Genomic DNA, 12,385 nt, shown 5'->3' with positions numbered 1-12,385 from the left:
CAGTTGTCCGGATGGGGAGGGCTGTCAGAGTCCGCCACGCTGCTGCACATGAAGCAGATCACGAAGTACGCGGCACTGATCGCCGCCGCCGGTGTCGTTCTCGGTCTGGCCGGGCCTGGCACTGGTGTGTCCGCGGCCGTTGCCGAGTCCCTCAAGTGGACCAAGTGCGAGGGCACCGGCCTCGACCCCCGTCAGCGGTGCGCCACCGTCACCGTACCCATGGACTACTCCGACCCTGACGGACGGAAACTCCGGATCGCCGTCTCCCGTATCCCCAGTGAGAAACCGTCCGCTCGCAGGGGTGCGCTGTTACTCATCCCGGGCGGGCCCGGTGGGGTCAGTCTCGATGACCCGTCGGGCAAGGGGCAGAAGCTGCCGCAGGAGGTGCGGGACGCCTATGACCTGATCGGGTTCGCGCCTCGCGGGATGGCGCCGTCCAGTACCGCCGGGTGTGGGCTGGAGAGCAAGGACCTCGCCCTCGCCAAAATGCCCTGGCCCGCCCCGGACGGCTCCGTCACCGAGAACATGGCCACCGCCCGGCGTATCGCCGGCGCCTGTGCCCGTAACGGCGGTGAGCTGATACGGCACATCAGCAGCGCCAACGAGGCCCGCGACCTCGACCGCGTCCGGGCCGCCCTGGGCGAGAGCCGGATCTCCGCGTGGGGCGACTCGTACGGCACCTACGTCGGCTCCGTCTACAGCCAGTTGTTCCCGCACCGCACCGACCGCATCGTGCTGGACAGCAACCTCAACCCCGACCACACCCGCGTCGGACGCGCCTGGTTCGCCGCGTTCGAGACCGGCGTGGAGGACAACTTCCCGGAGTTCGCCAAGTGGGCCTCCCGGCCCGGGAATCCGCATCGGGTGGCCCGTAGGGCTGCCGACGTACGCCCCCTCTTCCTGCGCCTCGCCGAACGGCTCGACCGCGAGCCCCTCCCCTGGCCCGGCGCCGACCCCGCGGAGCTGAACGGCAACGTCCTGCGCCAGACCATGCTGAGCAGCCTGTACGGCCGCGACGACTACCCCGTGCTGGCGGAGATGATCCTCGCCGCCCGCAAGGGCACCGTGCCGCCCGTGCCCGAGGCCCCGGACGAGTCGATGATGCAGAACGCTGCCGCCATCGGCGTCGGCACGCTCTGCAACGACGTCGCCTGGCCCAAGTCCGTCGCCCACTACCAGAAGGGGACCGCCGAGAGCCGGGCGAAGTTCCCCCTGACGGCGGGCATGCCGCGCGGTGCCATGCCTTGTGCCGCCTGGCCGTTCGCACCGAAGGAGCCTCCGGTACGGATCACCGACGACGGTCCCTCCAACATCCTGCTCGTCCAGAACGAGCGGGACGTCGCCACTCCGCTGAGCGGGGCCCGCGAGCTCCGGCGTGCCTTCGGCGACCGGGCCGTCATGGTGACGGTGAACTCCACGGGCCACGGCGCCTACCTCGACAACGGCAACGCCTGCGGCGACGCGGCCGTCTCCCGTTTCCTCGCGACGGGCGAGCGCCCGGACCGGGACACCTACTGCGCCTAGGTCAGCGCTGGGCGAGGGGCGCCGGGGCCTCTTGGATCGCCCAGCCGTTGCCGTCGGGGTCCTGGAAGAAGAGGAAGGAGTTCCAGCCCTCCTCGCCCCGCCCCTCCGCCCAGCCGGACGCGCTCACGTGCAGGACCGGCGATACCTCCACCCCGCGTCCCACCAGCTCCGCCCTGGCCTTCTCGATGTCCGTGACGCAGAGCTGGAGGCCCTGCAGCGACCCCGGGGCCATGGGCGGCTGCCCCGGTGCGTCGGGCATGCCGGACTCCAGCACGACGGAGCAGCGGGAGCCGGGTGGCGTGAGCTGGACGAAGCGGCCCACGCCCTCGAAGAACGTCGCGTCGATCTCGGCGCGGAAACCGCAGCGGTCCACGTAGAAGGCCTCGGCCCGGTCCACGTCGGTGACCGGCACGGTGATCACCTCAAGGGTCCATTCCATGCGTGCACCTCCTCAGCCATGGTCCCTCCGTGCCCCGGGTCACGCCCGTCGGGCGTAGCGGCGGGCCACCGCGTGGAACGCCTCCTTCGGCTCCCAGTGCCAGCCGGAGGCGGGGTCGTCAGGACGGTCCTTGATCACCTTGGTGATGGCGTACGTCGCGATGTCGAGGTCGAGCCGGGGCTCGTCCGGGCGGTGCGGGGCGTCCGCGCTGATGAATTCGAAGGTCATCGCCGCGTACAGGCCCATCGACGCGAAAACGTCCAGCAGCTCGCCCACGTAGCCGGCCTGGACGCGCTCGCTGCGGACCGGGTCCCCCTTGATCTCCGGCGGCTCCTTGTCATAGTCGACGATGTCCCAGCCCATGCCGCCCGTCTCGGGGGCACCGGCGTACGCGCACGTGCCGAACTCGGTGATGGCGAGCGGCTTGCCCCACCGCAGGTACTGCTTCAGCTCCCGGACGTAGTCGGACCGCTTCTCGAAGTACGAGTAGTAGTCGATGCCGACGATGTCGAAGAGGCTCCAGTCCGGGTCGTCGATGCTCTGGGCAGCGGCATAGCTGAGGTCGCCCTTGAAGACCGAGCGGCCGACCTCGGCGGCCTTCGCGGTGAACTCGGCGAGGCGGCGCAGCGCCCGGGGCCAGTCGACCGTGCCGTTCTGGAGGTTCCTGATGCGTTCCAGGACCGTCTCGCCCGGCAGGATGCCGGGGACGAACAGCCAGAACTCGCAGCCGACGCTGAGGTCGACGCTCGCGCCCTGGCGCCGCAGCCGCTCCGCGAACCGGCCGGTCTCGGCGAGGTGTTCCAGGATGTCCCGCTGCGGGGCGTCGCCGAGGGTCGGCTGCAGCCAGACGTGCAGCCCCCGTTCGGCGGCCTCGGCGGCGGTGGCGGTGAGCCGTTCGACACCGTCCCCCGTGACGTCGATCGTGTCGGCGTGCAGGTCGTCACGGATGGCGCGCACATCCGCCCGCATCCGGCGCGCACTCCACGCGGTGCCCGGTGTCTCCCCCGCCCCGACGGTGTAGACGACGCCTTGCCGACGCAGCCCCCGGCCGTGCCCGGCTTCCGTGGCCCGGGCCTGTCCGGCCGATGCCACCATCCCGGCGGCCCCCAGCGCCGCGGCCCCGGCCAGGAACTGCGCCCGGCTGATCCCCTTGCCCTGCTTGCTCCCCTTGGTCTCTTCCATGCCGTTCACTGTGCCGAGCAGGACCCCGGGTCCACTGTCGGCCGTCGGTCTACGGCAGCGCGACCAAGGTATGAGCCGCCGTGCCGAAGGAGAGACCGACAGGCCCTACCCGAACCGGCGTACGTAGCGCCGCTGCCAAACCGTCTCCACCGCACGCCGGTCATAGTGCCGCCGCACATACGCCACTGCCTCCTCACCCGGTACGCCGTCCAGAACGGCCAGGCAGGCCAGGGCCGTGCCCGTGCGGCCGCGGCCTCCGGCGCAGGCGATCTCCACGCGCTCCCGCGCGGCCCGCTCCCAGGTATCGGCCAGTACCTCGCGGGCTGCGGCCCGGTCCGACGGGAGGCGGAAGTCGGGCCAGCGGATCCAGTCCGATTCCCAGGGGACCTCGGGCGGCTGCTTGCCGAGCAGGTAGGCGCCGTGGGAGGGCAGGGGTGCGCTGGGGTCCAGGGGGTTGCGGAGGCCTCGTCCTCGTACCAGCCGGCCGGAAGGCAGTCTCAGGACGCCTGTGTCACTCTCACTCCACAGATCGGTCACGCATCTCATCATGCTCCGCGCCCGCCGGCCCGGGAGCGAATTCAGCCCACCCCCCGCGACTCCTCGGCGGCCCGCGCCTCGATCCCCCGGAAGTGGACCGCCATCGCCCGTTGCGCGCCCTCCACGTCGCGGGCGCGCAGCGCGGTGACGATGTCGCGGTGGCGGCGGACCGTGATCTCGGGGGTCGGGTCGTCGGTCCAGCCGCGGGCGCCGGAGACCCGCCGGAAGACCGTCCAGAAGGCGGCGAGGAGCTGCGGGACGAGGGCGTTGCCGAGGGAGGCGTACAGGGCCTCGTGGAACTCGCGGTCGAGGTCGGGAAGGGTGCTGCCCGTGCGGGCCGTGGCGCCCGCGGACTCCATGCGGGTCACCACGCCCTCCAGGTGGTCCAGTTCCGCCTCGGTGAGTGTCGCGGCGACCCGGCGGATCAGGCCCTCCTCCAGCACCTCGCGGACCTGGAGGATCTCGGCGAGGGCGCCGGTGTCGTCGCCGTGCCGGGCCAGCGTGCGGAAGGTCAGGCCGTCGACGAGGGGGGTGAGGGAGGCCTTGCCGACATAGGTGCCGTAGCCGTGTCTGATCTCGACGATGTCGAGGGCCTGGAGGGCCTTGAGGGCCTCGCGGACGGAGTTGCGGCTGACACCGAGGGCTTCCATCAGCTCGGCCTCGGTGGGCAGCGGCGCGCCGGCGGTGAGTCTGCGGTCGAGGATGAGCTGGACGACCTGGCGCTGTATCCGGCTGGTCCTGGGCTCCTCGGACATGCGCCGCATCGTACGCGCCCCGGACATCCCACGTCCCACCTCTGGCGGTACCCGGTCCCGGACCTGTCCTGATAGTCCGTCAACTGCCCCGCCCCACAGCACCATTGGTGCGACCTCTGGCGGCTACGCCATTCGTGTGCGACCCCTTGACCGCCCTCACGCCCCCTCCTATGGTCGCGCTGACCGCAGGACGTAGGACGTCGTATCTCCCCCTCCCCTTCGCACCTTTCCCACCTCTCCGCTGGAGGACCCGTGCGCGACGTGACCCACGACGTACCGGCGCCGCACCGCCGGACGTTCCTGAAGTACACCGGCGCGCTGGGCGCGGCCGCCGCCGTCTCCGCGTCGCTGTCGGCCTGTTCGTCCGGGCCGGAGTCCACCAACGAGACCGGCGGGGGCGACGGCGCCGACCGGACGCTCACCGCGGTGATCGGCTACGGCAACGACGGCAGCTGGGACCCCACCCAGACGGCCTCCGCGTTCTGCATGGCCGCCAACAACCACATCTACGAGGGGCTCCTCGACACGGATCCGATCTCTCGCGAGCCGTACGCGGCCCTGGCGACCGAGGTGCCGAAGGACCCGGACAGCACGTCCTGGAAGTTCGCGCTGCGGGCCGGTGCGAAGTTCCACGACGGGAAGCCCGTCACCGCCGACGATGTCGTGTTCGTCTTCGAGCGGATCCTCGACCCGGACACCCAGACCCTCGCCAAGGGCTTCTTCGCGAGCTGGCTGAAAGAGGTCCGGAAGATCGACGCGCGGAACGTGGAGCTGGTGCTCAAGTTCCCGTTCCCGGACGGGCTCTCCCGGCTGACGCTCGCCAAGATCATGCCGAAGCACGTGTTCTCCGAGCCGGGCGGCTGGGACGAGGCCATCAAGGGGCTGGCCGTCGGGTCGGGACCGTACCGGCAGACCGCGCACCACCCCAAGTCGAACACCACCTTCGAGGCGTTCGCCGGCTACAACGGGCCGCGCAAGCCCGCCTTCCGGAAGATGAACTGGCTGACGATCGTGGACGCCGCGCCCCGCGTCGCGAAGATCTCGGGGTCGAGCGCGGGGGCGCAGATCGCGGACAACATCCCGTACGCCAACATCGGACAGCTGGAGAGCGGCGGTCTGACGGTCGCCGGCGGGGCCGGGATGAACAACCTGTTCCTGATGTTCAACACCAAGCACAAGCCCTTCGACGACGTACGCGTGCGCCAGGCCCTGCACTACGCCATCGACACCGAGAAGATGGTGGAGGTCGCGCTCAAGGGGCGCGGGAAGCCGTCGAGCTCGTTCCTCGACGAGAGCAACCCGTCCTACCGCCGGGCCAAGGCCGTCTACGACTACGACCCGGACAAGGCGAAGGCGCTGCTCAAGGCCGCCGGGGTCAAGGGGCTGAGCATCGAGATCCTCGCCGTGAACGTGAGCTGGATCGTGGACTGCCTGCCGACCGTCAAGTCCTCCTGGGACGCGATCGGCGTCCGCACGACCCTGTCGCCGCAGGAGACCACGGCCGTCTTCACCAAGATGGACCAGAAGCAGGACTACCAGGTCGTCGCCGCGGCATCGAACCCCAACCAGTTCGGTCTCGACGCCGATCTGATCATGCATTACAACTACGGGCCCGAGAACCTCTGGATGCAGTACACCCGGTGGGCGGGCAACTCCGTCGCCAAGGCGCTCTTCAGGGACATGGACCGGGCCACCCGGGAGCCGGACGCCGCGAAGAAGACGGCGATGGTCCAGGACTACATCGACGTCGTCGCCGAACAGGCCGTGCTCTACCCGGTCGTCCACAACGAGCTGATGACGGCCTGGAACCCCGAGCGGCTCAGCGGGATAAGGCCACAGCCGTACCCCGGCATCAACCTCCTCCAGGCCAAGTGGGCCTAGCGGTATGACCGCTGTTCTTCGGATCCTGCTCCGCCGCATCGCCCTGCTCGTTCCGCTGATGCTCGGCATCGTGCTGTTCGTGTTCCTGGTGATGCGGTTCTCGGACGTCGACCCGGCGTCCGCGTTCTTCCAGGGCGCCAACCCGACACCGAGGCAGCTGCACGACTTCCGGGAGGAACACGGCCTGCTGGACCCGCTGCCCGTGCGCTACGTGGACTTCGTCGCCGACGTGCTGCACGGCGACATGGGCACCAGCGCGCTGACCCGGGCACCGGTGATCGACCAGGTCACCACCGCGCTGCCGCTCACCCTCCAGCTGACCTTCCTGGGCCTGGGCATCGCGGTCGTCCTGTCCCTCCTCGGTGGTGTGACGGCGGCGATCTACCGGGACCGGCTGCCCGACCAGATCATCCGGGTCGTGTCGCTGACCGGCGTCGCCGCGCCCGGCTTCTGGCTGGCGCTGCTGATGATCCAGTACCTGGCCGTCGACCTGGGCTGGTTCCCGACCGGCGGCTACATCAACCCGGCCGACTCCTTCACCGGCTGGCTGAAGACCATGACGCTCCCCGCCCTCGCCCTCTCCCTGCCGGTGGCGGCACAGCTGACCCGGATCGTACGGACGGCCGTGGTGGAGGAGCTGGACAAGGACTACGTACGGACGGCGATCGGGAGCGGGCTGCCGCCCCGGGTCGTGGTCGGGCGGAACGTGCTGCGGAACGCCCTGATCAATCCCCTCACCGTGCTCGGGCTGCGGGTCGGCTATCTCCTCGGCGGCGCGGTCGTCATCGAGACGATCTTCTCGCTGCCCGGCATGGGCAAGCTGATGATCGACGCCGTGAAGAACGGCGATCCGGCCGTCGTCCAGGGCGTCGTCCTGACCACGGCGGCCGGGTTCGTCGTCGTGAACCTCGTCATCGACGTCCTCTACCTGCTGGTCAACCCGCGACTGAGGGATGCGACCACATGATGACCCGCAAGAGTCTCTCCGAGGCGCTGTCCCGGCCCGGCGTACGGCTGCGCGGCCTGCGCCGGCTGCCGTTGCTGTCGAAGGTCGCCGTCTGCTTCCTGGCGGTCGTCGTCCTGATGGCGCTGCTCGCGCCGGTCCTCGCCCCGCACGACCCGTTCGACCAGCAGCCGCCGGTCGACGGCACCGGGCATCCGTCCGCCGCGCACTGGATGGGCCAGGACAGCCTCGGCAGGGACATCCTCAGCCGGCTGATGTACGGGGCGCGCTGGTCGCTCGCGATCGGGCTCGGCGCCACCGGTCTGGCGCTGGTGGTCGGTGCGCTGCTCGGGGCGATCGCCGCCACCTCGCGCAAGGCGGTCGACGAGACGCTGATGCGCTGTCTGGACGTGGTGATGGCGTTCCCGGGCATCGCGCTGGCCGCCGTGCTGGTGGCGGTGTTCGGCGGTGGCATCACGGTGCTGATCTGCGCGATCGCGTTCCTGTTCACCCCGCCGGTGGCACGGGTGGTCCGGGCGAACGTCCTCGACCAGTACGGCGAGGACTATGTGACGGCGGAACGGGTGATCGGCGCCCGGACCCCGCACATCGTGCTGAAGCACGTGGCGATCAACTGTGCCGCGCCGGTGCTGGTGTTCTGCACGGTCCAGGTCGCCGAGGCGGTGGTCTTCGAGGCGTCGCTGTCCTTCATCGGGGCGGGTGTCCGGCCGCCCGACCCGTCCTGGGGCAGTGTCATCGCGGACGGCAAGAACATGGTGCTGACCGGCGGCTGGTGGGCGACCGTGTTCCCCGGGCTGCTGATGCTGGTCACGGTACTGTCCCTGAACATCCTGTCCGAGGGCGTGTCCGACGCCTGGGCGGCCCCGTCGGCGCGGGAGGTGGACGCGCCCGGCGAGGACCGGCTGGAGGCGCCGGAGCCCGGCACCGGGGAGGTCGTACAACTGCCCGGACTGGCGGAGGCGGCCCGGCGGCTGCGGGCCCGGGCCCGCCGGCTGCCCCGGGGCGGTCAGCCCGTGCTCGCGGTGGAGAACCTCGCCATCGGCTTCGACCGGCGGCACGGCGGCGTGGACATCGTGGACGGCATCAGCTTCGAGGTGCATCCCGGTGAGGTGCTGGGCCTGGTCGGCGAGTCGGGCTGCGGCAAGTCGCTGACGGCGTTGGCGGTCATGGGCCTCCAGCCGAAAGGGGCGCGCGTCAGCGGACAGGTCCGCTTCCACCAACGGGACCTGATCGCCGAGCCGATGCGCGTACGCCGCAAGCTGCTGGGCCACGAGATGGCGATGATCTACCAGGACGCGCTGTCGTCGCTGAACCCGGCGATGACGATCCGCGCCCAGCTGGGGCAGGTCGTCCGGCGCGGCGGGCGGCGCAGTCCGGCCGAGTTGCTGACGATGGTCGGCCTCGACCCCGAACGCACCCTGCGCAGCTACCCGCACGAACTGTCCGGCGGACAGCGCCAGCGCGTCCTGATCGCCATGGCCCTGTCCCGCGACCCCAAGCTGATCGTCGCCGACGAGCCGACGACCGCCCTCGACGTCACCGTGCAGGCCCAGGTCATAGAGCTGCTGCTGCGGCTGCGCGAGGAGCTGGGCTTCGCGCTGATCCTCGTCTCGCACGACCTGGCGCTGATCGCGGACGTCACCGACCGGGTGGTGGTGATGTACGGCGGGCAGATCGTGGAGACGGGCGTGACCGCCGACCTGGTGGAGGCACCCGCCCACCACTACACGCGCGGCCTGCTGGGCAGTGTGCTGTCGCTGGAGTCGGCGCAGGAGCGGATGACGCAGATCAGGGGCGTCGTGCCGTCCCCGGCCGACTTCCCGGCGGGCTGCCGGTTCGCGGACCGGTGCCCGCGCGCGAGCGAGGTCTGCCGTACGACGGCTCCGGTCCTGGCCGGCCCCGAGGCGCACACGGCGGCCTGCCATCACCCGGCCATAGAGCTGTCGGCCACCGAGACCGAGGCGGTGTCATGAGCGCGCTCGTGGAGTTGGCGGATGCTCACGTCGTCCACAAGGCCCGCAGCGGCGGCCTGTTCACCCGGGACCGGGTGTACGCCCTGACCGGCGCCGACCTGGCCATCGCGCCCGGCGAGACCATCGGCGTGGTCGGCGAGTCGGGCTGCGGGAAGTCGACGCTGGCGAAGGTGCTGGTGGGGGTGGAACGGCCGACGCGGGGGACGGTGTCGTTCCGGGGCCGGGACCTGTGGGCGATGCCGGCCGGGGAGCGCCGCCGGGCCGTCGGCGGCAGTACCGGCATGATCTTCCAGGACCCGTCGACGGCCCTGAACCGCCGCCTGCCCGTCCGGCAGATCCTGCGGGACCCGCTGGACGTGCACGACCGGGGCACCAGAAGCAGTCGCGAGGACCGGGTCCGGGAGTTGATGTCCCTCGTCGGTCTCCCCCGGGCCCTCGCCGACGCCCTGCCGGGCCAGTTGTCGGGCGGGCAGCGGCAGCGCGTGGCGATCGCCCGGGCGCTGGCACTGGACCCGGACCTGGTCGTGGCGGACGAGCCGACGAGTGCCCTGGACGTGTCGGTCCGGGCGCAGATCCTCAATCTCCTGCTGGATCTGAAGGAACGCCTGGGGCTGGCCCTGGTGTTCGTCTCGCACGACATCCAGACGGTACGGCGGATGAGTGACCGTGTGATCACCATGTACCTGGGCCGGATCGTGGAGGAGTCCCCGGCCGCCCTGGTCACCGACCGGGCCCGGCACCCGTACACCCGCGCCCTGTTCTCCGCCACGCCCGGTCTGCTCGACCCGATCGACCCGATCCCGCTGGTCGGTCCGGTGCCGTCGGCGACCCGTCCGCCGAGCGGCTGCCCGTTCCGGACGCGCTGCTGGAAGGCGGACGGGACGTGCGCGTCGGCTATGCCGGACTTCTCGGCCGCGTCGGCCCCCGGGCACCGCTTCCGCTGCCACCATCCTGTCCAGGAGGACGAGTCGACCCGCGACCTCGTCCACCGACGCGCCCCGATGGAGGCTCCATGACCCTCACCCCGCTGACCGGTGTCATCCCGCCCGTGTGCACGCCCCTGACACCGGACCGCGAGGTGGACGTCCCCTCGCTGCTCAGACTGGTCGACCATCTGGTCGCCGGCGGGGTGAGCGGACTGTTCGTGCTCGGCTCGACGTCCGAGGCGGCGTATCTGCCGGACCGGCAGCGCAGGCTGGTGGTCGAGTCGGTCGCGGCGCACGTGGGCGGACAGCTCCCGGTGCTGGCCGGGGCGATCGACATGACGACGGCCCGGGTCCTGGACCATGTCGCGTCGGTCACGGCGGCCGGAGCGGACGCGGTCGTCGTCACCGCCCCGTTCTACGCCCGCACCCACCCGGCGGAGATCGCCCGCCACTACCGCGCCGTCGCGGCCGGCAGCCCGGTCCCGGTCATCGCCTACGACCTTCCCGTCGCCGTCCACACGAAGCTGCCCACGGACGTGGTCCTGGAACTGGCCGCCGACGGTGTCCTGGCCGGACTCAAGGACTCCAGCGGGGACCTGGCCGCCTTCCGCCAGGTCCTGACCGGCGCCCGGGACCGCCAGGGCATCAGCGGCTTCAGCGTGCTGACCGGCTCGGAGCTGATCGTCGACGCGGCGCTCGCGCTCGGCGCGGACGGGGCGGTGCCCGGCCTCGGCAATGTCGACCCGCACGGCTACGTCCGCCTGGACAGGCTCTGCCGCTCCGGGGACTGGGCGGAGGCCCGTGCCGAACAGGAGCGGCTGTGCGCCCTGTTCGGCATGGTGGGCGTCGGCGACCCGGCCCGGATGGGCCCCGGTTCCTCGGCGATCGGCGCCTTCAAGGCCGCGCTGCACCTGCGGGGCGTGATCGACTGCCCGGCGACTGCGGAGCCCCAGGTGCCGCTGTCGCCGGACGAGGTGGAACGGGTCGGGAAGTACCTGGCGGCGGCCGGGCTGCTCTAGAGGTCACCGACGGGGAGGCGGCGGAACTCGATCGTCTCGTAGGTCCCCTGGACCCCCGTCTCGTAGAGGATCCCCACCGTCTTCCGGCCGAGCGGCACCAGATCGGAGTAGGCCGCGGGCTGCTGGGAGAGCGTCAGGGCCTTGGTGAACGTGGCGCCGCCGTCGGTACTGCGCCATACGGCCATCGCCCGGCGCGCGGTGGGGACGGACGGTCCGGAGAACAACAACGGTCCCCGCTTCCCGGAGAGTTGCAGGACGCTGCCCTGGACGACCGGGACGTCGTTCAGCGCGGGCTGCACGGTGTAGGGCCGCTCCAGGGACCGGCCGCCGTCGCGCGAACGGCTGTCGAGGCGGTTGCCGGGGCTCGTGCCGTGCTGGTCGCGCGCGTTGAAGTAGACCCTGCCGTCGGGGAGCTGGGCGGCGATCGACTCGTTGGCGTTGTTCACGCCGTCGTAGGAGTCGTCGACGAAGCCCAGGCGCCAGGTCCTGCCGCCGTCGTCGCTGAGGAGCGCGTGGGCGCCGTAGTAGCGGGGCTCCTGGCCGGTGTCCGGGGAACCGGCGGGCGGTGCCGCCGAGTGGTTGGCGGGGACGACCAGCCGGCCCGCGTACGGGCCCCGGGTGAGGGCGATCGCATGGCCGGGGCCGGTCGCGTACCAGCGCCAGGCCGGGCGCTTCACCTGGGCGGTGATCTCGCGGGGTGCGGTGAAGTGCCGGCCGTCGTCCCGGCTGTGCTGCACGAACACGCGGCGGCTCTGCTCGGGCGTGACCTCGCCCCGCATGATCTGGGCCTCCGTCACCTTGCCGCTGTTGTAGGAGGTGAGGAGCACGACCGCGCCGGTGCGCGGGTCGACGACGGGTGCCGGGTTGCCCCGGGTGTCGCCCTTCCCGGCGGCGACGACGGTGAGCGGTCCCCAGGTGCAGCCGCCGTCCGTCGAGCGCCTGAGGACGATGTCGATGGCGCCGGTGTCCCCCGCGCCGCCGCGTCTGCCCTCGGCGAAGGCGAGGACGGTGTTCTCGCGCGTGGTGACGGCGGCGGGGATGCGGTACGTGTCGTAGCCGCCCTCGCCCGAGACGTACGGGACGGAGGACGTGCAGCCGGGGGTGGCCGAGGCGGCGGCCGTCGCGGTGAGAGGGGTGAGGAGGACCGTGGTGACGAGGAGGGTGCGGCTGACGAGTCTCATCCTG

General features: G+C 71.4%; 11 protein-coding genes. 6 read left to right on the top strand and 5 right to left on the bottom strand.

The features are described from left to right. The first annotated feature begins 48 nt into the window (after window positions 1–48). Window positions 49–1,524: an alpha/beta hydrolase gene (locus ACZ6I3_RS00565; protein ID WP_469410663.1), complete on the top strand. Its 1,476-nt coding sequence runs from the start codon at window positions 49–51 to the stop codon at window positions 1,522–1,524. 1 nt (window position 1,525) lies between these two features. Here the strand turns inward: ACZ6I3_RS00565 and ACZ6I3_RS00560 are convergent, their stop codons facing one another. The 4 genes from ACZ6I3_RS00560 to ACZ6I3_RS00545 all read right to left on the bottom strand — a co-directional run bounded on the left by ACZ6I3_RS00560 (window position 1,526) and on the right by ACZ6I3_RS00545 (window position 4,446). Next, window positions 1,526–1,963, bottom strand: coding sequence for a VOC family protein (locus ACZ6I3_RS00560; RefSeq protein WP_469410662.1), 438 nt, complete (start codon window positions 1,961–1,963; stop codon window positions 1,526–1,528). A 39-nt stretch (window positions 1,964–2,002) separates the two neighbouring features. Beyond that, window positions 2,003–3,145 (bottom strand): abortive phage infection protein, encoded by a 1,143-nt coding sequence (locus ACZ6I3_RS00555; protein ID WP_469410661.1) that lies wholly within the window; start codon window positions 3,143–3,145, stop codon window positions 2,003–2,005. 105 nt (window positions 3,146–3,250) lie between these two features. After that, window positions 3,251–3,682, bottom strand: a complete 432-nt coding sequence (locus ACZ6I3_RS00550; RefSeq protein ID WP_469410660.1) for a protein-tyrosine phosphatase family protein — start codon at window positions 3,680–3,682, stop codon at window positions 3,251–3,253. A 41-nt stretch (window positions 3,683–3,723) separates the two neighbouring features. Continuing rightward, the gene (locus ACZ6I3_RS00545; RefSeq protein WP_469411649.1) at window positions 3,724–4,446 is read right to left on the bottom strand and encodes a FadR/GntR family transcriptional regulator; all 723 of its coding nucleotides are present in this window, start codon (window positions 4,444–4,446) and stop codon (window positions 3,724–3,726) included. A gap of 243 nt (window positions 4,447–4,689) precedes the next feature. Between ACZ6I3_RS00545 and ACZ6I3_RS00540 the strand changes: the two genes are divergently transcribed. Genes ACZ6I3_RS00540 through ACZ6I3_RS00520 form a run of 5 tightly spaced genes read left to right on the top strand, consistent with a single transcriptional unit; the run spans window position 4,690 to window position 11,200 of the window. Further along, on the top strand, window positions 4,690–6,318 hold the full coding sequence (locus tag ACZ6I3_RS00540) for an ABC transporter substrate-binding protein (RefSeq protein WP_469410659.1): 1,629 nt from the start codon (window positions 4,690–4,692) through the stop codon (window positions 6,316–6,318). A gap of 4 nt (window positions 6,319–6,322) precedes the next feature. Continuing rightward, window positions 6,323–7,285: an ABC transporter permease gene (locus ACZ6I3_RS00535; RefSeq protein WP_469410658.1), complete on the top strand. Its 963-nt coding sequence runs from the start codon at window positions 6,323–6,325 to the stop codon at window positions 7,283–7,285. Then, on the top strand, window positions 7,282–9,255 hold the full coding sequence (locus ACZ6I3_RS00530) for a dipeptide/oligopeptide/nickel ABC transporter permease/ATP-binding protein (RefSeq protein ID WP_469410657.1): 1,974 nt from the start codon (window positions 7,282–7,284) through the stop codon (window positions 9,253–9,255). Before ACZ6I3_RS00535 ends, ACZ6I3_RS00530 begins: the two co-directional genes overlap by 4 nt. Further along, window positions 9,252–10,271, top strand: a complete 1,020-nt coding sequence (locus ACZ6I3_RS00525; protein WP_469410656.1) for an oligopeptide/dipeptide ABC transporter ATP-binding protein — start codon at window positions 9,252–9,254, stop codon at window positions 10,269–10,271. The genes ACZ6I3_RS00530 and ACZ6I3_RS00525 overlap by 4 nt, the downstream gene beginning before the upstream one ends. Beyond that, the gene (locus ACZ6I3_RS00520) at window positions 10,268–11,200 is read left to right on the top strand and encodes a dihydrodipicolinate synthase family protein (RefSeq protein ID WP_469410655.1); all 933 of its coding nucleotides are present in this window, start codon (window positions 10,268–10,270) and stop codon (window positions 11,198–11,200) included. The genes ACZ6I3_RS00525 and ACZ6I3_RS00520 overlap by 4 nt, the downstream gene beginning before the upstream one ends. Here ACZ6I3_RS00520 and ACZ6I3_RS00515 read toward each other — a convergent pair. Next, window positions 11,197–12,381, bottom strand: coding sequence for a sialidase family protein (locus tag ACZ6I3_RS00515; protein ID WP_469410654.1), 1,185 nt, complete (start codon window positions 12,379–12,381; stop codon window positions 11,197–11,199). The two genes, ACZ6I3_RS00520 and ACZ6I3_RS00515, sit on opposite strands and share 4 nt — an antisense overlap. Window positions 12,382–12,385 lie beyond the last annotated feature (4 nt).

The sequence above is a fragment of the Streptomyces sp. NPDC041940 genome (genome assembly GCF_055589465.1).
The sequence above is the reverse complement of the archived record's forward strand: the minus strand, read 5'-3'. Positions and strand labels throughout refer to the sequence as shown.